Origin of the sequence: Roseobacter sp. (assembly GCF_039970775.1) — a bacterium.
Taxonomy (GTDB): Bacteria; Pseudomonadota; Alphaproteobacteria; order Rhodobacterales; family Rhodobacteraceae; genus Roseobacter.
This window is the reverse complement of record NZ_JBDVLG010000026.1, coordinates 107,846-128,520: the sequence shown is the minus strand read 5'-3', so window position 1 is coordinate 128,520 and position 20,675 is coordinate 107,846. Positions and strand designations below refer to the sequence as shown.

The following is a 20,675-nucleotide window of genomic DNA, read 5'->3' as shown; positions in this document are numbered from 1 at the left end:
AATCGCAGTGCGAGGCGCGGCGATACTTTAATAGGCATATACCACAACCCGCACCGCCCCATGCCCCCTCGTCGCTTGACTTCTTTGACCGGCGTGAACCATTCTATGATTGGTTCACTATTTGACAAACGACTGCACGAGGGACGCAAAAAACATGTCACTGCACGCGAACACTGCCACTTCAAACGATGTGCAGACCGGCGCGCTGCTGTCGCTCAGCGACTTGGTTTTGCGGTTCAGAGGTCAGGCGAATGATGTGATAGACAAAATCAGCCTGACCGTAAATCACGGCGAGGTTCTGTGCGTTGTGGGCGAATCCGGGTGTGGAAAAAGCGTGACAGCCATGGCCCTCATGGGTCTCTTACCTGCAGATTCAACACGCATTTCCTCAGGAAAATTAGAAATTTGCAACACTCAGATCAATTTACCACAAGCCACGCTTCCACCTGAAATGCGCGGCAATAACGTCGCCATGATCTTTCAAGAGCCGATGACATCGCTCAACCCCACCTTCACCATCGGCAATCAAATCGAAGAAGCCGTCCAGCGCCATACCGGCGGGACCCGCACCACAGCACGTGCCCGCGCGTTGGATATGTTGCAACGTGTCGGCATCGCCAACCCCGAACAGCGCCTATCAGAATATCCGCACCAATTATCCGGTGGTATGCGGCAACGAGTCATGATCGCCATGGCCTTGGCCAATAATCCGCAAATTCTCATCGCAGATGAACCGACAACCGCCCTTGATGTGACGATTCAGGCCCAGATCCTAGACCTGATCCGCGACCTGCGCGACGAAACCGGCATGTGCACCATCATGATCACCCATGATCTGGGCGTCGTCGCCGAAATCGCCGACACGGTTGCGGTGATGTATGGTGGTCAGGTCGTCGAAGAAGGGCCCGTGGCAGAGGTGTTCAACAACCCCCAGCACCCCTATACAATCGGCTTGATGAGCGCGATGCCGCAGCTCGACAAACCCGGCACGCGGCTGGCCATTGTGCCGGGCACGGTGCCGACGGTTGCGAATATGCCGGACGGATGCAGGTTTCGCACCCGTTGCGCCTTTGCCTCCGAGACCTGCCAAACGCGCCCGCCCCTTGCCAACATCACACAGCACCATACCGTCGCCTGCCACTACGCGCCCCTTGAGGCGCATGTGTCGGTGTCCCTATGAGGGCCGATATCATCCTCGAAGCGGTCAACGTAGCCAAACATTTCGGCAGCGCCAGCACCGGATTGTCGCGCGCACCGGCTGTTTTGGCGGTGGATGGGGTATCGCTCCGGGTGCGCCGGGGCGAAACCTTCGCCATTGTGGGTGAAAGCGGGTGCGGCAAATCCACTTTGGCGCGGGTGTTGATGCGCCTGTTGACCCCCACATCCGGCGATGTCTTGTTTGATGGGCACGAGGTCAGCGCCGCCAGCGGGGCCGCCCTGCGATCTTTGCGCCAACAGATGCAGTTCATTTTCCAAGACCCGTTTTCATCGCTGAACCCGCGCATGTCCGTGGGCGCGCTGGTGGGCGAACCCCTTGAGGTGCACGCCCCCGAGCTGAACGCGCAACAACGCCGCGACCGGGTCGCGGAACTGCTGCACAAAGTTGGGCTGCGCGCAGAATATGCCGGGCGCTATCCGCATGAATTTAGCGGTGGGCAAAGGCAGCGCATCGGGATTGCCCGCGCGCTGGCCTCAGGCCCCAAACTGATCATCGGGGACGAACCTGTCTCGGCGTTGGACGTGTCTGTTCAGGCGCAGGTGATCAATCTGCTGGGTGATTTATCGCGCGACATGGGGCTGACGTTGGTGATCATCGCCCATGATCTGGGTGTCATTCGCCATATGAGCGACCGCGTCGCGGTGATGTATTTGGGCCGAATTGTCGAAAGCGGCACCACAGAAGACGTCTACACCAACCCGCGCCACCCCTACACACGGGCGTTGCTGGCATCGATCCCGGCGATGGGCGGCAAACCGGATGGCCAGCGCGCGACCGTTTTGGGCGAAATGCCCAGCCCCAGCGCGCCGCCTCCCGGGTGCCGGTTTCACACGCGTTGCCCCCATGCGCAGGCGGTATGCAAAACCGACACCCCGGACCTGAGCCGTGCAGGTGCCGGCGATCACCACGTGGCTTGCCACCTGTGGGACACACTTGCCAGCGAACCGCCCTTCGCCCCGCCCCCCCAAAAAACCCAGGCCGCAGAAGCCCGGTTCGCCCTGTACCGCGCCGCGGTCGAAGGCGGCACCGTCACACATAAAAACCATCAACAGACAGAGAGGCCCTGACATATGTCACACCTGAAAACTGCCATGATCACGGCGCTGCTAAGTGCGAGTGTACTTGGCGCCGCCCCCGCAATGGCCAAAGACCTGCGCATCGCGTTGCAATCAGATGCAGATGTGCTTGACCCCGACCAATCCCGCACATTTGTGGGCCGGATCGTTTATGCATCGATGTGCGACAAACTGGTCGACATTACGCCAGACTTGGAAATCATCCCGCAACTGGCCACATCCTGGACCACCTCGGACGACGGCACCGCGATCACGATGCAGCTGCGTGAAGGGGTCGTATTTCACGATGGCACTCCGTTTAATGCGCAGGCCGTCGCTGCAAATATCGAACGGTCGCAGACCATGGACGAATCGCGCCGCAAATCCGAGCTGAAGTCGATTGCGTCCACCGAAATCACGGATGAATACGAGATCAAGCTCAACCTCACCGGGGCGGATGCGACGTTGATGGCACAGTTAGCCGACCGCGCGGGGATGATGGTATCGCCGACAGCCGCCGCAGCTGCGGGTGCTGATTTTGGCCTGAACCCCGTTTGTTCAGGCGCGTTTAGCTTTACCGAACGCGTGGCGCAGGACAAGATCGTGCTGACCAAATTCCCCGACTACTGGAATGCCGACGCGATCAATTTTGACAGCGTCACGTTCTTGCCGATCCCCGATACCACGGTCCGGCTGGCCAACCTGCAATCTGGCGATATCGACATGCTGGAACGGCTGGCCGCGACGGATCTGGCACAGGCAAACGGCGACAGCAGCATCGTTGTCGATAGTGCAGTGTCGTTGGGCTACCAAGCGATCACGCTCAACATCAACAACGGTGAAAAGGGCGACAACCCGTGGGGCAACGACAAACGCCTGCGTCAAGCGCTCAGCTATGCCATCGACCGCGAAGCGTTGAACCAAGTGGTGTTTGATGGTGCATTTGCCCCCGGCAACCAATCCTTCCCGTCGACCTCGCCGTGGTACAACACCGACCTGCCCCTAGAGCCCGCCAACATCGACAAAGCCAAGGCGCTTTTGGCCGAGGCAGGTTACCCCGATGGCATCGCACTAGAGGTTCAAGTCCCCAATTCGACCGAACCATTGGCGGTGATGCAGGTGGTGCAGGCCATGGCGGCCCAAGCCGGGATCGACATCTCGTTGACCTCCAAAGAATTTGCGACCTTACTGTCGGATCAATCGGCCGGTGACTACTACGCCAGCCAAATCGGTTGGTCGGGCCGCGTGGACCCCGATGGCAACAACCACCCCTTCGTCACGACAGAAGGCGGGATCAACGATAGCAGGTTCTCGGACCCAAAGATGGACGCTCTATTGAACGCAGCGCGCGTGGCCCCCACCACCGACGAACGCAAAGCGCTGTATGACGAAGCCACAGCGTTGATGTTGGATGAACTGCCCCGTGTCTTCTTGTACCACGTGAACTGGATCTGGGCATACAACGACAACATGAAGGGCTTTACCCCCTACCCCGACGGCATGATCCGTCTGGAAGGTGTCACCTGGGAAGAGTGACCCCTCTGGGCCCGCGCAGCGCCACCATGCCGCGCGGGCATTTCAATCAAGGAGCTTGACATGCTGCCGTTTCTGCTGCGCCGTGTTTTACTCGCGTTGCCCACCATCGTGCTGATCTCGATCTTTGTGTTCGCGATGCAAAAATTGTTGCCGGGGGACCCATTGCTGGTGCTGGCGGGCGAAGAGCGCGACCCAGAAACCTTGGCGTTCCTACGCGAGAAATACCGCCTGAATGACCCGATTTGGATGCAATATCTGGCGTGGATCCGCAACGCGGTGCAGGGCGATCTGGGCATATCCCTGCGCACCAACCAACCGGTAACCGAATTGATGGCGCAAAAGCTGCCCGTCACAATCCAGCTTGCGGTTATGTCCATGATATTTGCGATGGTGATAGGCATCCCGGCGGGCATTCTATCGGCGGTCAAAAAGGGCACCGCAACGGATTACATCGCCAATATCGTCGCCCTATCGGGCCTGTCGATCCCGAATTTTTGGCTTGGTATCATGTTGATTTTACTGGTTTCGGTGAAATGGCAGCTGCTGCCGGCCTCTGGGTATGTGCCCCTGTCAGAGAATTTCGGGCAGTCCATCCGCACCATGCTGATGCCATCGTTTGTGTTGGGAACCGCACTCGCCGCCACGCTGATGCGGCACACGCGGTCCTCGATGCTTAGCGTTCTGAGCGCCGATTATGTGCGCACCGCGCGCGCCAAAGGGCTGGCAGAACGGGTCGTGATCCTGAAACACGCGCTGCGCAATGCGTTGACGCCCATCGTCACGTTGACTGCGCTGCTGTTTGGCGAACTCGTCGCCGGTGCCGTCCTGACAGAACAGATCTTTACCATTCCGGGGTTTGGCAAACTGGTTGTGGACGCTGTGTTCAACCGCGATTACGCCGTGGTGCAGGGCATTGTGCTTGTCACCGCCGTGGGGTTTATTTTCATGAACCTCTTTGCCGATGCAATGTATTACGTCCTCAACCCCCGACTAAGAGGGCAATAACATGACCGGCAGCACCCTGCACGCAGAACCCGCCCTTACCGCGAAACCCGAAAACCGCGTTTGGAAGAAATTCCGCACCCACAAAAGCGCGATGATTGGCGGCATTCTTGTCTCGTTCTTCGTGCTTATCGCCTTGGCGGCCCCTATCTTGCCGATCCCCGACCCCGCCGCCACCGACTGGGGTGCGGTGCGCAAAGCCCCCAGCATGGCGCATTGGATGGGCACCGACGAGATCGGCCGCGACGTGATGGCGCGCATGATTTGGGGGGCGCAGGCGTCGCTATTGGCGGGGGTGGTTTCTGTCAGTATTGCGGTATCGATCGGCGTGCCTCTTGGCATTATTGCAGGCTACTTTGGCGGCTGGACAGACGCGGTGATCTCACGCTGCACAGAGGCGCTTTTGGCGGCACCGTTTTTGATCTTGGCCATTGCCCTTGCCGCGTTTCTGGGGCCCTCGCTGACCAATGCGATGATCGCGATCGGCATCTCGGCCACGCCGATTTTCATCCGCCTGACACGCGGGCAGGTCATCAACGTCAAATCCGAAGACTATGTCGACAGCGCCCGCGCCATTGGCCTACCCACGCCGCGCATCCTAAGCCGCTATATCCTGCCCAACGTGCTGCCCCCGATCCTTGTGCAAGCCACCCTGACCATCGCCACCGCAATTATCGCCGAGGCGTCACTGTCCTTTCTTGGCCTTGGCCAACAACCGCCCGAGCCCAGCTGGGGCTCGATGCTGAACACCGCCAAGAACTTTCTAAACCAAGCCCCATGGATGGCCCTATGGCCGGGAATTTCGATCTTTCTGGTGGTGCTTGGCTTTAACCTTTTGGGTGACGGGCTGCGCGACGCCCTTGACCCGCGCGAACATTAATCTGGAGAACCCATGTCCGATTTTACAACCCGCCCCGAAATAAGAGGCACCTTCGGCGCAGCCACCTCGACCCATTGGATCGCCTCGTCTGTGGGCATGAGCATTCTGGAAAAGGGCGGCAACGCGTTTGATGCCGCAGTTGCAACCGCGCTGACATTGCAGGTGGTCGAGCCACATTTGAACGGCCCCGCAGGCGACATGCCCGCAATCTTTTATTCGGCCACAACCGGCGAGGTTGAGGTCCTCTGTGCGCAAGGGGTCGCCCCTAAAGCTGCTACAGTGGCCCATTACAAGGCCCAAGACCTGACACTTATCCCCGGTTCGGGCTTGCTGGCCACGGTGGTGCCCGGCGCGTTTGACGGCTGGATGCTGATGCTGCGCGACCACGGCACGATGACAATGCGCGAGGTCATGCAACCGGCCATCGACTATGCGCGCGACGGACATCCCATGCTGCCACGCGTGGCGAACACCATCGCAGGGTTGGCGGATTTCTTTGCCAAAGAATGGCCAACCTCTGCCGCAGTTTGGGCCCCGAATGGCGCCACCCCAGAGGCACATGCGTTGTTCAAAAACCCAGACCTCGCCGCAACCTACGACCGGTTGGCCGCAAGCGAAGGTGCCACCCGCGAGGCCCAAATTGACGCCGCCCGCGCCGAATGGCGGACAGGTTTTGTGGCCGATGCGATTTTCGATTACCTCAAAGACGCGCATGTAATGGATGTATCTGAGGCCAAACACTCTGCCGTTCTTGCCCCGTCTGACATGGCCGATTGGCGCGCCAGTTACGAAGCCCCTCTGTCTTATGACTACCACGGCTGGACCGTGCATAAAACGCAAGCGTGGTCGCAAGGGCCGGTTTTGTTGCAGGCTTTGGCGATCCTGAAGGGCATTGATCTTGCGTCGATGGATCCCAACGGGTCTGAATTTGTGCACACGGTGATCGAGGCCATGAAGCTGGCCTATGCCGACCGCGAAGCCTATTACGGCGACCCCGATTTCAGCGAAATCCCGATGGAGACGTTGCTGAGCGACGCCTATAACGACGAGCGCCGCAAGCTGATCAGCCCGCAAGCCTCGACCCAACAACGCCCCGGCCGCGTGCCCGGATTTGAGGCCTTGGCCGATGCCTACATCGAACGCGCCGCGCGGGATTTCAAGATCGGCGATGTCGCCGCACAAGAACCCACCATGTCGCATCTGACAGAAAAACGCGGCGACACGGTGCATCTCGATATCATCGACCGGTGGGGCAATATGGTGGCCGCGACGCCGTCTGGTGGTTGGCTGCAAAGCTCGCCGGTTATTCCCGGCCTCGGCTTCCCGCTGAATTCACGCGCGCAGATGTATTGGCTGGAAGACGGGCTGCCGACCTCGCTGGTCCCCGGCAGCCGCCCGCGCACCACGCTCACGCCCAGCCTTGCCGAAAAGGACGGCACGCAGCTGGTATTTGGCACACCGGGCGGCGACCAGCAGGACCAATGGCAGTTGATCTGGTTCCTGCGCTTTGTGCATTTTGGTCTTGGCCTGCAAGATGGCATGGACGCGCCACTGTTTCATTCCATGCATTTCCAAGGCTCTTTTTTCCCGCGTGAGGTCAAACCCGCCGAGATGATGATTGAACCCAATATAGGCGCACAAACCATCGCCGAATTGCGCGAACGGGGCCACAAGGTAACCGTGGCTGAACCGTGGACTGTTGGCCGCCTGACCGCCGCAATGCGCGAACCCGACGGCATGTTGCGCGCCGCGGCGACCCCGCGATTGATGCAAGCCTATGCGGTCGGCCGGTGACCTATTCGTTGATCGCAAAAGACGCCGATGGCAGCATTGGCGTGATCGTGGCCAGCAAGTTTTTTGCTTGCGGGGCGGTGGTGCCTTTTGTGTCTGGCACCGTTGCGGTGGCAAGTCAGGCGTTTTGCAATCCGGTCTGGGGCACCGAGGGCCGCGCGCGCATGATGGCAGGTGAAGCCGCGCAGGACGTCCTGGACGATCTTGCCGCGCGCGACGCAGGCCGGGCGATCCGGCAGGCCCACATGATGGATGCCCAAGGCGCGTTTGCCGCCTACACCGGCGCAGAGTGCGTGGATTGGGCCGGGCATATCATAGGCGATGCGCATTCAGTTGCGGGCAATATGCTTGCCGGGGCCCGCGTCATAAAAGCCACGTCTGACGCCTATCTTGCCAATCAGGCGCTTCCCTTTGCCGAACGCCTGATTGCCGCAATGGTGGCTGGCGAGGCGGCGGGCGGCGACAAGCGTGGCCGGCAGGCGGCGGGGCTGGTTATTCACCGGGGCGAGGCCCACCCGTGGTTGGACCTGCGTGCGGATGACCACGCCGACCCACTCGCCGAACTGGCGCGATTGTGGGATGTGGCGCAGGAACGCTATGTGCATTTCGCCAAGGGCATGCCTTCGACAAAGCAGTTTTCCGGCAACCCAACCCGCGACGGCATTGACGCAGACATCAAAGCCGCCGAAGCGCGCCGTGTGGCGCAGGGGCGCCCAAGCCGGTCTTATGCCCAAGAGCTTGAGCAATGACACAGACTGACCTAATAGTCCGCCGGTGGTACATTGGCGGCTGAGGTTCCTATGACGATTGCGTCCACGAAACGCCCCATGGCGCAGGTTCGCGACCGGGTTCTAGACCTGATCAAATCGGGTGACATCGACCCCGACGGCAGGCTGCCCACAGAACGCGCACTGGCCGACCGGTTTGGCGTTGGGCGGCGGTTCGTGCGGCAAGCGCTGGATGCGCTCGAAGCAGAGGGGCTTGTCTGGCGCAAACAGGGCAAAGGCACATTTGCGGGTCAGCCGTCCGACCCAATGGGCGATCTTGCGGCGCGGATAACAGGGGAAACCAACGCCCTTGAGGTGATGGAGGCGCGTCTTTGCATAGAGCCGGAATTGGCCGCGCTCTGTGCCCAGCGGATGGGCCCCGACGAGGTCGCGCGCCTGCGGACCTTGGCACAACGTCAGCTAGAGGCAACAGATGCGCAGGCCATTGAGCTCTGGGATGGTTCCCTGCACCGGCTGATCGCACAATGCGCGCGCAACCGGCCGTTGCTCATGGCGTTTTCGCTGCTTGATACCATCCGTTCCAACCCAGATTGGGTCAACCTGCGGTCCAAAAGCCGGGACGGCGCGTCGCTGCAGGTGACCCATAATGAACACCTCGCCATAATCGATGCCATCGCCGCGGGCCACGCAGAGGTCGCCCGCACGGCCATGCGCGACCACCTCGAAACCCGGTTCGCGGCCCTTCAGGGCGATTTGCACAAGGCATCGCAACGCAGCGGCGAGACGTTTTTCGTCACCGCCACATCCGCCAAATAACCAACGAAAGGCCTTTCGCATGATCATCACCGCAGGCCCGCAAACCTGTCATTGGGGCTATTTTGACGCCAACCTTGCCCCCGTGGCCACGGTGCCAAGCGGTGCCGAGGTGATCATAAACACGGTCTCTGGGGGGCCCGACGTCCTGCCCGGCGCGGGGTTTCACATCCCGCCGGAACTGCTCGAGATACACAAAAGCGGTGTCCCCGGCGTGCCCGGTCACCTGCTGACGGGGCCGGTGGCCGTTGAGGGGGCATTGCCCGGCGATGTGTTGCAGGTCGATATTCTGGATGTCACGCTCCGCCAAGATTGGGGTTATACCTTTATCCGTCCCCTCGCGGGGACACTGCCGCTCGACTTTGCGGACCGCCATGACATGACCGTGCCGCTTGATGCACAAACCAGGACAGCGACGTTGCCATGGGGCCTTACGCTGCCGCTTGCGCCGTTCTTTGGGGTGATGGCCGTGGCCCCACCCCCCGGTTGGGGGCGGATCTCAACGATTGAGCCGCGCGCCCATGGCGGCAACCTAGACAACAAAGAACTGGTGGCTGGCACCACGTTGTATCTGCCAGTTTTCACCGAAGGCGCGTTGTTTTCATGCGGGGATGGGCACGGCGCGCAAGGCGATGGTGAGGTCTGCGTCACGGCGATTGAGACCGCATTGCAAGGACGGTTCCGTCTGACGGTGCGCCGTGATCTGCAGTTAACCTACCCTCAGGCCGAAACGCCCACACATTTGATCACCATGGGGATGCATCCGGATCTCGATGTTTGTGTCGAAATCGCCCTGCGCCGGATGATTTCGGAGGTGTCAGAGCGCGCGGGCATCAGCCACGCAGAGGCCTATATGTTGTGTTCTCTGGCGGGTGATCTGCGGATCACCCAAACGGTGAACCGTGAAAAAGGCGTGCATATGATGATCGCCAAGTCCCTGCTGTCTGTCCCAAGTTGACGGGCGCGCCTGAACCTAGCCTTTGGTGCCGTTCTAGTCAGACATTTGAGGGCCCTCTTGTGTCATTGCGCCTAGAAAAGCGCGGAAAGGTCTGATAGGTATGCCGCATGACAGATCTCGTTGAAATCAAAAGTGACCGCCTCAAAGCCATACGCAAAGGCCGCAAAATCGGCCGCCCCAAGCTGGCCAAACTCTCCGGCCTGACAGAGCGGAAATTGGCAAAAATCGAAGCCGACACCACGTTTATGGTGCCGCAATCAACGGTGGCCAAACTGTCTGACGCGCTTCACGTGCCGGAACCGACGCTAACCGGGGTTTTCCCGCTCAGCCAAGACGACCTCAACCCCATTGAGGCGCCACAATGCACAAGCGGGTGCTGCGGCTAGACAGCACCGGATCCGGCCAACCGCGCCGATCCGCAGGCCGCCCTCAGACGTGCCGCGCCAAGAAACGCGCGACCTCATGCGGGGATGGGTTTATCCCAGAGAACAGTTCGACGTAATGCGGCACACGCGCCAATCTGTCCTGGCGTGTTTCTGCGACCTGCATCGAAATATATCCGATCTGGGTGTAGATGACGGTTAAACCGCGCACTTGGGCCTGTTCATCGCAAAACCCATGATGCCGGAACATTCCCGCGACGGCCTCAATGCGAACGCGATCTGCGGCGCTCAACCTGGCCTCAAGATCAGCGTCCACGCGGGCCCAGTTGCGAATGGCCAGATCAAGGCGCGCATCAAACAGCGACGGATCAAGCCAGCAGTCCATTAGGTTAAACAACCCGGTGCAGATATTCGTGGCGTCTGCCTTGCAACGGTCCACCAGGTTTTGGGTATTCTGGTTTTCCCATCGTTGGATCATTGCGATGTGCAGCGCGTTGAGATCCGCAAAGAACCAATAGAACCCGGTCCGAGACTGGTTCAGCTTTTTGGCCAAAGCCATGACTTTGACCGCATCGATCCCGTCTGAAACCAACATCTCGTAGGCCGCATCGAGCCACAGTTCTTTTGAGCCACGTTGGCGGGTGGGCGAGGATGTCATCAGTGCAGCATAGAAAACTTGACAGGTGTGTCAATCACATCGCAAGATTGGAACATGACACATCTGTCAAGACGCCATCCAGCCCCACGACTGCGAGAGAGTTCAATGACCAAAGACCCGTTGCTCCAGCCATATCACTTGAAACATCTCACGTTGAAAAACCGGATCATGACGACCAGCCATGAACCGGCCTACCCCGAAGACGGCATGCCCAAGGCCCGCTATCGCGCCTACCACGAAGAACGCGCCAAAGCCGGCGTTGCATTGGCGATGACGGCTGGGTCTGCGGCCGTCTCAAAAGACAGCCCCCCGGTGTTCAACAACATCCTTGCGTATAAAGACGAGGTCGTGCCGTGGATCCAGAACCTCACGGATGGGTGCCATGAACATGGCTGTGCGGTGATGATCCAGCTGACCCACTTGGGGCGGCGCACGACGTGGAACAAGGGCAATTGGTTGCCGTCTGTGTCGTCGTCCAAGCACCGCGAACCTGCGCACCGCGCCTTTCCCAAACTGATCGAAGATTGGGATATCGAGCGGATTATCACAGAGTTTGCCGACGCCGCAGAGCGCATGAAAGCGGGCGGTATGGATGGCATTGAATTGCAGGTCTATGGCCATCTGTTAGATCAGTTCTGGTCACCTCTCACCAATGATCTGGTTGGGCCATACGGGGCCGATACGTTGGAAAACCGAATGCGGTTTCCGTTGGATGTGCTGGCCGCGATCCGCAAGCGCGTTGGGGGCGATTTCATCGTAGGGTTTCGGTATACCGCTGACGAGGCGCAAAGGGGGGGCATCACCGCCGAGGACGGTCTGAAAATCTCTCAGACCCTCGCCCGGACAGGCCAGCTCGATTTTCTCAATGTCGTGCGGGGGCGTATTCATACTGACCCGGCGATGACCGATCTGATCCCCATCCAAGGCATGAAAAACGCGCCCCATCTGGATTTTGCCGGGCAGGTCAAAAAGCTGACGGGCATGCCCACCTTCCATGCGGCCAAAATCCCCGATGTGGCCACGGCCCGCCACGCGGTGCAACAAGGGCTGCTGGATATGGTGGGTATGACGCGGGCGCATATGGCCGACCCGCATTTGGTCAAAAAGATCATGGAAGGCCGCGAAGACGATATCCGCCCCTGCGTTGGCGCCACCTACTGCCTTGATCGCATCTACGAGGCCGGCGACGCGCTATGTATCCACAACGCCGCAACAGGGCGCGAATTGTCGATGCCACACACCATTGAACCGGCCTTGGTCAAACGTAAAGTCGTTGTGGTTGGCGCAGGCCCTGCGGGACTAGAAGCGGCCCGTGTGGCAGCCGAACGCGGACATGATGTTGTGGTGTTCGAGGCGCAGCCAGACCCCGGCGGGCAAGTGCGTTTGACCGCACAAACCCCGCGCCGCCGCGAGATGATCTCGATCATTGATTGGCGGATGGCCCAATGCGCGGCCCGCGACGTGGTGTTTCATTTCAACACTTGGGCGGAAGTGGAAGACATCACGGCCCTGAACCCCGACGTTGTCATCATTGCCACCGGCGGCATGCCCAACACCGAGTTGTTCGAAACCGGCCAAGACGCGCCCCATGTTGTGACCTCGTGGGATATGATCGCGGGGAATGTGACACCTGCCCCGACCGTTTTGATCTATGACGAAGCCGGGGATCACGCCGGGCTGCAAGCCGCCGAAATCGCCGCGGCTTCAAGGGCAACCGTCGAAGTAATGACCCCGGACCGGACCTTTGCACCGGGTGTCATGGCGATGAATTTGGTGCCCTATATGCGCGCACTTCAGGAGAAAGACGTGACATTCACGGTGGCACGCCGGTTGCTTGACGTGGCGCGCAACGGCAATACCCTGACGGCGATTATTGGCACCGATTACAGCAATCACACAACGGAAAAAGACTATGATCAGATTGTCGTCAACTACGGAACCTTGCCCCTGGACGAGATATACTTTGACCTCAAACCGCTCAGCTCGAACGGTGGTGCGGTGGATCATGATGCGCTGATCAACGGCGCCCCCCAGGCAATAGAACGAAACAACACAGGCACGTTTCAGCTCTTTCGGATTGGCGATGCCGTATCTGCCCGTAACACACATGCCGCAATTTATGATGCGCTGCGGTTGGTGAAAGACCTGTGAACACGGCGCGGAGTGTTCCTGCCACGCACCAGAGGGCCAAATACAAACACGTGGTAAAAAACGGTGCCCGTCGGGCTGTTACTTTGTCGCAGATTCTCAATATGGTAATCTTTCCGGTTTACCAGCACCCCTGCTGATATTGGTGAGAAGGTCCACATATGCCTGCGAGACGTCTATCCTACCCCTACGTCGAACCCGTTGCAGCGCATCAGACGCGCCTGGAAATTGAAATTGTCGCGGACCGGTATGCCCATGAATGGGGGTATCGAGACGGGAAATCCTTGGACGAAGTTTGCAAGATTGCGGGCGTCGATATCGAATATTCTCATCGCCCCAATGAAATAATGTTGGAAATTTCGCTCGAAGAGCGGCCGGTTATCTGGCTGCCCCGTGCAGGGCGTAAACGGGATGACCGCGTCATAGTCTCAACCGCGCTGGGACACTGGGCGATACACATAGAAGACACGCGCAAAGCGCACCCAGGCTGCGGTATTCAAGCCCTGTATGATCCGGACTCGAACGAAGCACTAGAAGAAGCGCGCACCTTCGGAATGGCGTTTCTTATGCCAACAGAAGAGTTTGTTGCATCCTGGTCTGAAGGACGGTCCCAAGCGACGTCTGATCGGTTTGATGTACCGACAAAGGTCGCTTATTTGCGGGCCAAGAACCTCAATTTGGGCGACACCGGTTGACGGGACAGTCTTTGCCGTTGCGACCCAGATGAACGGGCGCATCGGTAGTGCCCGATCATAGATCGGCGTAGCCCGACATCGCACCCGGCTAGTGACCCCAGCCCAAACCAGAATGCCTAGCCCGTTTGGACAATTGTCGGCACAAGACGGCGCGGCCGCCCACAACGAAACCACCTCTTGCGTTGCAACACATTGTGGGCTCAGCCCCTGATTGTCACGGCATGTTTTTCGGCCACGGCAAGCTGGAGCTTTGGGAATGCCTATAACCCGACAGCGTTTCAGCTGCCTATAGTAAAGAAAACGGCGTAGGCGCCCTGCTTCTATAAGATTCTCTCGAACGAGGAGGCATCGTAGCCCTGCTCGAAAAAAGAGGCCCGCGCAGCCACCCTTTGGGCGGATTTCACACAGTCAAACCGGGCTCACCCCAGCCCACTAACGGAGCATACAAGGCCGCATCCCCCAAAACCCGGCACCCCATTCTTGCCACCACGTTTAGACAAACAACATGTGAGTGCATCAATCGTTAGTGGCCCACGGCGGGCGACTTTAGGGTGCGCGCCAGAAAATACAAACCAACCGCACCGCCGATACCCACGAGATCGGACACCAATCCGCCTTCGATCATGAAAATGGCCGCGACGATCAACCCTGCCCGGATACCCCATCCGGCATGGTTGCCCGCCCACCAGCCCTGAACACCTGACGACAACAAGAACACGCCAATGATCGCGGTGACCCCGGCGCGGATCACTTCGAGCCACGTCCCATCCATCAAAAGCGCCGAGTTATAAAAGAACATGAACGGCACGATAAACGCCGCGATCCCGATCTTGAACGACGCGACCGATGTCGCCATTGGATTGGCGCCTGAAATCCCCGCAGCGGCATAGCTTGCCAATGCAACGGGCGGGGTAATGGCCGACACCACAGCGAAATAGAACACAAAGAAATGCGCCGTCAGCGCGGGAATACCCAGCTGCACAAGGCCCGGCGCCACCACACTGGCGGCAACCGCATAGGCGGCGGTCGTCGGCATGCCCATACCCAACAAGATAGAGATACACATAGCGAAAAACAGCGCCAGCAGTTGGTTGGTGTCGGCGATGCTGAGCAAGACCGACGAGAACCGCGCGCCCACCCCGGTCAACGAGATAACCCCCACGATGATACCCGCACAGGCGCAGACCGCGATGATCTGGATAGACATGATCCCCGCCAATTCAAACGCCTTGGACACAGATTTGAGCCCCATGCGGTAGGGCGTGAGCCAGCTGACCACCGCAGCGGCGGCCGTTGCCAGCGTGCCTGCGCGGATCACCGAATACCCCATAAAGAGCGCCGCGATCAGGATAATGATCGGCAGGAACAAAAAGACCCGGCGTGCCATATCACGGAATTTGGGGAGCTCGTCTTCGCGCATGCCACGCATGCCCAGTTTGGCGGCCTCAAAGTCGACCATGAAATAGACCGACACGAAATACAGCACCGCAGGCAGCAGTGCCGCAAACGCGATATCCGTATACGCAATGCCGGTGATTTCGGCCATAATGAACGCCCCGGCCCCCATGATCGGCGGCATAATTTGCCCCCCCGTGGAGGCCGCCGCTTCGACAGCGCCCGCCGTTGTCGGTTTGTAGCCAACCTTTTTCATCAACGGGATCGTCAGCGACCCGGTGGCCACCACGTTGCCTGCCGATGTGCCGTTGATCATGCCCATTAAACCACTGGCAAAGATCGACACTTTGGCAGGCCCGCCCCGTGACCGCCCCGCAGCCGCAAAGGCGAAATTGACGAAATATTCCCCCACCCGTGAGGCCTGCAAGAAGGCGGCAAAGATGATGAACAGGATGATATAGGTCGACGACACCGCTGTTGTTGGCCCCAAAATGCCTGCGTCGGTGTAGACTTGGCTAAAGAACCGTTGCCACGCGATGTCGGGTGAATTCAGAAAGCCGGGCAGCAGATCCCCGACAAAGACGTAAATCAGGAACACCCCCGCGATCACGATCAACGCCAACCCTGCCACGCGGCGGGTCAGTTCCATGATCAACATCGTGCCCGCCACGGCGGCCAAACTCATACCGATGGGGGCAAAGGGCGTTCCGGTGGAAATGCGCATCGACGTCCCAAAGATCGTGGTCAGATAGATCGCCACACCCACGGCACAGACGCCCAAAACCAGATCGGCCACGGCGATGCGACCACGCTCCCGAGGCCGCAACCAGCCGATCACGATCCCCAGCACGCTGGCCGCGATCAACGGTGCGCCATAGTGCCATGTTTCGGCGGCTCTGATTGTTGGATCGACGCCGTTCCATTGCGCCCCTGCGGCGATCTGTGCTGCGAACCCCAAAGCGGTGAAACACGCATAAAGGGCAGGAATTACAGCAAGATACGCCAAAACATCCAGCGGATGCCGCCCTGTTTTCTCTTGGTCCGGAAACGCCCGTGCGGAATAGAGCAAAAAGCCCAAAATCAACGCGCCTGCGATGTGTACGATCCGGAAATTCCAGGTCTCCATCGGGAAAACCGGCAGATAGGGGATATCAACGCCCGTCAGCCCGCGGATGGACCAGCCATTCAACGAGGCCATGTGGAATATGGCATAGATGCCAGACACCACAGCAATGATCCGATGCACCCGGCCCTCAAAGATCCGGCGGTTGTGTTCAACCGGTTCATCATCGACGCCTTCAACGTTGATTGGTCCGTCGATTTGGTCGTCGTCTTGAATTGCACGGGTCATCTTTGGTCTCCATCAGGCCGCATCCTGACGCGGCACAGCCATCCGGAAACGCCTACGGGTTCCGGTAGATCACAAAGGGCCGCACATCACGCGCGGCCCTTCTGGTTCGAAATTATTTGCTGTGGATTTGATCCGCAGGGATATCAGCGCCTGCGTTATCGATGAACCACTGCGCCGCACCGGGGTGCCACGCGATGACGCCACCGTTTTTGTCCCAGTTTTCGGGCAAGGTCGACCGTGCAGCTTTGTGAATGTTCACCATGCGGTCGTTGTCGGACATGATGATATCCACAACCGCATTCACCATGCTGTCGGGCAAATCGCAGTTGGCGATCGCAAAGTTCCACATCGACACAGACCGCGCGTCCCCTTCGAGGGTCGTGTAGGTGTCTGCCGCAATGTCAAACGCCGCGACAGGGAAGGTTCCCATGATCGTGGATTGTTCATCTGCGGTGAATTCGATGATGTTGACGTCCGTTTGCACTTCCAGCTGGCTTACGGCGGGGACAGGAACGCCCGCAGCAAAGGCGATGACATCCAGCAATCCGTCTTGCAATTGGCCACCCAGGTCGCTCCACGAGCCATTGCGGCGTTCGTAGTTGACGCCCAGCGTGTCCATCATACGGGGGAAATACGTATCAGATGTGGACCCAGCCGGGCCAAAACCGATACGCGCGCCATCAGGGATATCGGCGATTTTTGTGATGCCCGAAGACGACAGCGCCGTCACCGAAAACGGTGTTTGGTACATCGGGAACATCGCGCAGGCGTTGGTCATGGCCAAACCCGGTGCAATCGGGCTTTGTCCGGCGATGGCTTCGGCGGCGGGGCCCATTGTGGTCATGCCAAACTGCGCGTCGCCTGTGTGCACCAGCGCCATGTTTTGGCCCGGCCCGCCGGTGACTTCGCCGCCACCCGTGATGCCCAGTTCTTCGGCGACCAGATTGGCCCAGCCGGATCCGTAGGCGAAATATGTCCCACCTTGTGACGCGGTCGCCACGGTAAAGCTTTGCGGCCAACCAGTGCGGTCGGCGTGCCCGTCCGCAAAAGCGGCCGTGGCGGTCAGTGCGGTTACAGCGATAAGTCCTGCTGTTTTCATGAATATTTCCTCCACTATCGTTATTGGGCCCCTCGCGGACCCTCTCGTTGTTTTCCAGAGCATTGAGCGCTCTGTGACCACAGCCTTCTATGATGTGCGGCAAGATCGAACAACGTCAATTTAATAGTTTATCGGGCCCGGCCTCGCAAAACACGGAAATCCCCGCAAAACCAGTAGGGCCGCCTCATTTTGCACCTCTCTGGGGCGGCTATGATGCGCCATGGCCTTAGCGTTGGATGCGCCGTCGACCAGTCGCCCAGACCCGCAGTTGGATCAAAACACCCCCCGTCACTGCGATAACCGCCGCCGCCAGCACGATTTTAGTGACCGGCCCCATGGTGCCTTCGATGCGCATGGCATGGATGACGGTGCCCACCGCAACGGTGGCGGCCAGCGACGTATGGCACAACCGCCACACCACCGGGCGCAAACGCAATCGCCGCCGCATCAACGCCAAGGCAGCCGTCGCAAACACCGCCCACATCGCGGCCACTCCCCAAACAGAAAACGGCGTGGGTGACCGCAGCATCAAGGCATCTACAACGTCCGGCGGGCTGGTGACCCACAGCCCACCCACATGCACAATAACGGCCACCACCACCGCCAGCCCAACCGCACGGTGGACCTTGCGCGCGCGCCCTTGTGGCAGACCCGGCGGGCGGTGTGTGGCCAACACAGGTTGCACCAGCAACAGCGCCATCGCGATGACCCCTGCAAAACCCGCCACAATATAGACCGGGTTGCGCCACGCCAAAAGCGGGCTCATCGCGGCGGCCACAACCGCCGCCAGCCCGACCGCCAACACCGCCGCCCAGACCAGCGCCGCGTAGGTTCGTTTCACCCGCACGCGCGTCTGTCAGGCAGGTTGCAGGATGAAATCGGCGGTCAATTCGGTGTCGCGCGCACTGGACATAATGGGCCGCAAGAACACCGTTTCAAAGGCGTCGTCGTCATAGGCCAAATGCCCGTGCGCCTGGCCAAACGCTGGCACGATCTGGGGCATTTCCAGACGGAACACACCGTTTTCATCGCTGAGCGTTGCGCCATGGCTGTGCGGGTCGCGTTCGTGGCCTTCGGTGGTGTGCGCCCAGATCTGGATGCGTTGCCCGGCCAAGGGCGCGCCATCGCCCGCCCGGCGCACCGTGCCCGTCATCCAAAAGCCGCCACCGCCAATGCGGTCCACGATCGGCGCGCCCGGCTGGTAGTTATTGGCCCCGCCGCGCATGGATTGTGTTGGGGCCAGCCCCGCCGCGCGTGCCGGGGCTGGCCCCACCGATACGCCCGCCGCGAGGACCGCCCCGCCAACCGCAATCAACGTTCGGCGGTTAAAATGAGTGTCTACCATGGGTGGGCTCCTTCCACATGTATACCGATACCACATCGCGCAATCTTGGTTGGTATGATGGTGTTAACATAGGCGATTTCGAACAGATCTCGACCTGTGATTGTCTAGAGACCGCCAAATGACGCTCACAGCTGCGTGAATGCGGCGCAAAACAGCCGCACACCCACGTTTGATCACCGCCAGGGTGCTGAATTATGTCGCAACGGCGAAAAACAACCAAGGCACCGGCACCAAGCCATTGATGTTTGACCATGGGCGCATTTTAACACCGCGCAGGGCGCTGCACCATATACCGGCGCCCCGAGCAGGAGACCGATTTGCACACCCCAACAGACCCCGTCGCCGCCGCCAAAACCATTGTGGAGCGGTATCTGGAACGCGCGATGGTCCCCGACCCTGAAGGTGCGCGCGCGTATGTGTCAGATGACTTTCAGATCACATTTACCGGCGGGCGGCGTTTTACAGCCCCTGCTCAGACGGCGGCGTTCAACGCCAAACGCTATGCTTGGGTCAAGAAGAAATTCCTGCGCACCGATGCCGCTCTCGACCCTGAAACCGGCGATGTGCATGTCTATAACACCGGGTATTTATACGGCGAATGGCGCGATGGCAGCGCATTTGAAACCAACCGGTATATGGATACGTTCGTTGTGCGCGGCGGCCAGATCGTCAGCACGCAGGTCTGGAATGACAGCGCCGAGATCTTGTTGCACAAGGCCGGATTGGCCGAGGCCCCCCTATGACATTGCCCAACCACGCCCGCTATGACTACAGCGCAATCACCAATCGGCCCGACTATAATTGGCCCGGCGGCAAACGGCTGGCCGTGTATATCGGGCTAAACCTTGAACATTTCGCCTTTGGCGAGGGGTTGGGCGCAGAACTGGCACCGGGCGGGCCGCAGCCTGACGTGCTGAACTACGCGTGGCGCGATTATGGCAACCGTGTCGGGGCGTGGCGCATGCGCGATATGTTTGACGCGTTGGATATGCCGGTCAGCGTGCTGGCCAATTCTGCGATGTACGGCGAAGCACCCGACCTGATGGCCGCATTTCGCGCCCGCGGCGACGAGATCGTAGGCCATGGGCGCACAAATTCCGAACGTCAAAGCGTGCTGGACCCTACCGCCGAAGCCGCATTGATCGCCGATGCGACCCACGTCCTGACGCAGGCCGAAAGCACGCCGCCCAAGGGCTGGCTGTCGCCGTGGATCGCGGAAAGCCGGGTCACGCCTGACCTGCTGAAACAGGCCGGGTACGGGTATACGTTGAACTGGTGCATGGACGACCAACCCATCTGGATGCGCACTGATCACGGGCCGTTGCTGGCCATCCCCTACCCGCAAGAGGTCAACGATATCCCGTCTATTGTGGCGCGCAAAGACAGCGCACAGACGTTTGCCGATATGATCATCGATAACTTTGACGAAATGTTAGAGCAATCAGCGGGGCAGCCGCTGGTGATGGGGATCGCCTTGCATCCGTATCTTGTGGGGCAACCGTATCGCCTGCGGCACTTGCGCCGCGCGTTGCGCCATATCTGCGCCCACCGCGATGACATTTGGCTGACGCGCGCGGGCGATATCTACGACCATTGCGCCAAGGCAGCCCCATAGCGGG

19 protein-coding genes are annotated in these 20,675 nt (G+C 59.7%); 14 read left to right on the top strand and 5 right to left on the bottom strand.

Translation table 11 applies throughout. From position 1 onward, the window contains the following. Window positions 1–154: 154 nt before the first annotated feature. The 10 genes from ABJH13_RS06010 (at window position 155) to ABJH13_RS05965 (ending at window position 10,368) form a co-directional block, all read left to right on the top strand. Window positions 155–1,180 (top strand): ABC transporter ATP-binding protein, encoded by a 1,026-nt coding sequence (locus ABJH13_RS06010; RefSeq protein WP_348405313.1) that lies wholly within the window; start codon window positions 155–157, stop codon window positions 1,178–1,180. Next, window positions 1,177–2,286: an oligopeptide/dipeptide ABC transporter ATP-binding protein gene (locus tag ABJH13_RS06005; protein WP_348405312.1), complete on the top strand. Its 1,110-nt coding sequence runs from the start codon at window positions 1,177–1,179 to the stop codon at window positions 2,284–2,286. Before ABJH13_RS06010 ends, ABJH13_RS06005 begins: the two co-directional genes overlap by 4 nt. Before the next feature lie 3 nt (window positions 2,287–2,289). Then, complete coding sequence (locus ABJH13_RS06000; RefSeq protein ID WP_348405311.1) at window positions 2,290–3,810, top strand: ABC transporter substrate-binding protein; 1,521 nt, start codon at window positions 2,290–2,292, stop codon at window positions 3,808–3,810. Between the two features lie 60 nt (window positions 3,811–3,870). After that, the gene (locus tag ABJH13_RS05995) at window positions 3,871–4,815 is read left to right on the top strand and encodes an ABC transporter permease (protein ID WP_348405310.1); all 945 of its coding nucleotides are present in this window, start codon (window positions 3,871–3,873) and stop codon (window positions 4,813–4,815) included. A gap of 1 nt (window position 4,816) precedes the next feature. Then, on the top strand, window positions 4,817–5,692 hold the full coding sequence (locus ABJH13_RS05990) for an ABC transporter permease (protein WP_348405309.1): 876 nt from the start codon (window positions 4,817–4,819) through the stop codon (window positions 5,690–5,692). A 12-nt stretch (window positions 5,693–5,704) separates the two neighbouring features. Next, complete coding sequence (locus tag ABJH13_RS05985) at window positions 5,705–7,486, top strand: gamma-glutamyltransferase family protein (protein WP_348405308.1); 1,782 nt, start codon at window positions 5,705–5,707, stop codon at window positions 7,484–7,486. After that, on the top strand, window positions 7,483–8,232 hold the full coding sequence (locus ABJH13_RS05980; RefSeq protein WP_348405307.1) for a DUF1028 domain-containing protein: 750 nt from the start codon (window positions 7,483–7,485) through the stop codon (window positions 8,230–8,232). The genes ABJH13_RS05985 and ABJH13_RS05980 overlap by 4 nt, the downstream gene beginning before the upstream one ends. Before the next feature lie 51 nt (window positions 8,233–8,283). Beyond that, window positions 8,284–9,027 carry a FadR/GntR family transcriptional regulator gene (locus ABJH13_RS05975; protein ID WP_348405306.1) on the top strand — a complete coding sequence of 248 codons (744 nt, stop codon included), beginning with the start codon at window positions 8,284–8,286 and terminating at the stop codon, window positions 9,025–9,027. A gap of 19 nt (window positions 9,028–9,046) precedes the next feature. Next, a complete protein-coding gene (locus ABJH13_RS05970) occupies window positions 9,047–9,982 on the top strand; it encodes an acetamidase/formamidase family protein (protein WP_348405305.1) in 936 nt (311 codons plus the stop codon). Window positions 9,983–10,089: 107 nt separating this feature from the next. Then, entirely contained in the window at window positions 10,090–10,368 is a 279-nt protein-coding gene (locus ABJH13_RS05965) for a helix-turn-helix transcriptional regulator (RefSeq protein ID WP_348405304.1), read from the top strand. Between the two features lie 43 nt (window positions 10,369–10,411). Here the strand turns inward: ABJH13_RS05965 and ABJH13_RS05960 are convergent, their stop codons facing one another. Beyond that, window positions 10,412–11,023, bottom strand: a complete 612-nt coding sequence (locus ABJH13_RS05960; RefSeq protein ID WP_348405303.1) for a TetR/AcrR family transcriptional regulator — start codon at window positions 11,021–11,023, stop codon at window positions 10,412–10,414. Between the two features lie 105 nt (window positions 11,024–11,128). Here ABJH13_RS05960 and ABJH13_RS05955 point away from each other — a divergent pair, with 105 nt between their 5' ends. Together ABJH13_RS05955 and ABJH13_RS05950 are read left to right on the top strand one after the other, a co-directional pair. Further along, entirely contained in the window at window positions 11,129–13,174 is a 2,046-nt protein-coding gene (locus ABJH13_RS05955; RefSeq protein WP_348405302.1) for an NADH:flavin oxidoreductase, read from the top strand. Between the two features lie 158 nt (window positions 13,175–13,332). Further along, the gene (locus ABJH13_RS05950; protein WP_348405301.1) at window positions 13,333–13,866 is read left to right on the top strand and encodes an ImmA/IrrE family metallo-endopeptidase; all 534 of its coding nucleotides are present in this window, start codon (window positions 13,333–13,335) and stop codon (window positions 13,864–13,866) included. Between the two features lie 523 nt (window positions 13,867–14,389). On the opposite strand, the gene ABJH13_RS05945 is transcribed toward ABJH13_RS05950, so the two are convergent. The 4 genes from ABJH13_RS05945 to ABJH13_RS05930 all read right to left on the bottom strand — a co-directional run bounded on the left by ABJH13_RS05945 (window position 14,390) and on the right by ABJH13_RS05930 (window position 19,056). Next, window positions 14,390–16,612: a TRAP transporter permease gene (locus ABJH13_RS05945; protein ID WP_348405300.1), complete on the bottom strand. Its 2,223-nt coding sequence runs from the start codon at window positions 16,610–16,612 to the stop codon at window positions 14,390–14,392. Between the two features lie 112 nt (window positions 16,613–16,724). Continuing rightward, window positions 16,725–17,711 (bottom strand): TAXI family TRAP transporter solute-binding subunit, encoded by a 987-nt coding sequence (locus ABJH13_RS05940; RefSeq protein ID WP_348405299.1) that lies wholly within the window; start codon window positions 17,709–17,711, stop codon window positions 16,725–16,727. A gap of 226 nt (window positions 17,712–17,937) precedes the next feature. Next, entirely contained in the window at window positions 17,938–18,552 is a 615-nt protein-coding gene (locus ABJH13_RS05935) for a ferric reductase-like transmembrane domain-containing protein (protein WP_348405298.1), read from the bottom strand. A gap of 15 nt (window positions 18,553–18,567) precedes the next feature. After that, window positions 18,568–19,056 carry a twin-arginine translocation pathway signal gene (locus ABJH13_RS05930; protein WP_348405297.1) on the bottom strand — a complete coding sequence of 163 codons (489 nt, stop codon included), beginning with the start codon at window positions 19,054–19,056 and terminating at the stop codon, window positions 18,568–18,570. A 317-nt stretch (window positions 19,057–19,373) separates the two neighbouring features. On the opposite strand from ABJH13_RS05930, the gene ABJH13_RS05925 reads away from it, so the two are divergent. Further along, a complete protein-coding gene (locus tag ABJH13_RS05925) occupies window positions 19,374–19,799 on the top strand; it encodes a nuclear transport factor 2 family protein (RefSeq protein WP_348405296.1) in 426 nt (141 codons plus the stop codon). After that, on the top strand, window positions 19,796–20,671 hold the full coding sequence (locus tag ABJH13_RS05920) for a polysaccharide deacetylase family protein (protein WP_348405295.1): 876 nt from the start codon (window positions 19,796–19,798) through the stop codon (window positions 20,669–20,671). Before ABJH13_RS05925 ends, ABJH13_RS05920 begins: the two co-directional genes overlap by 4 nt. The last annotated feature ends 4 nt before the right edge of the window (window positions 20,672–20,675 follow it).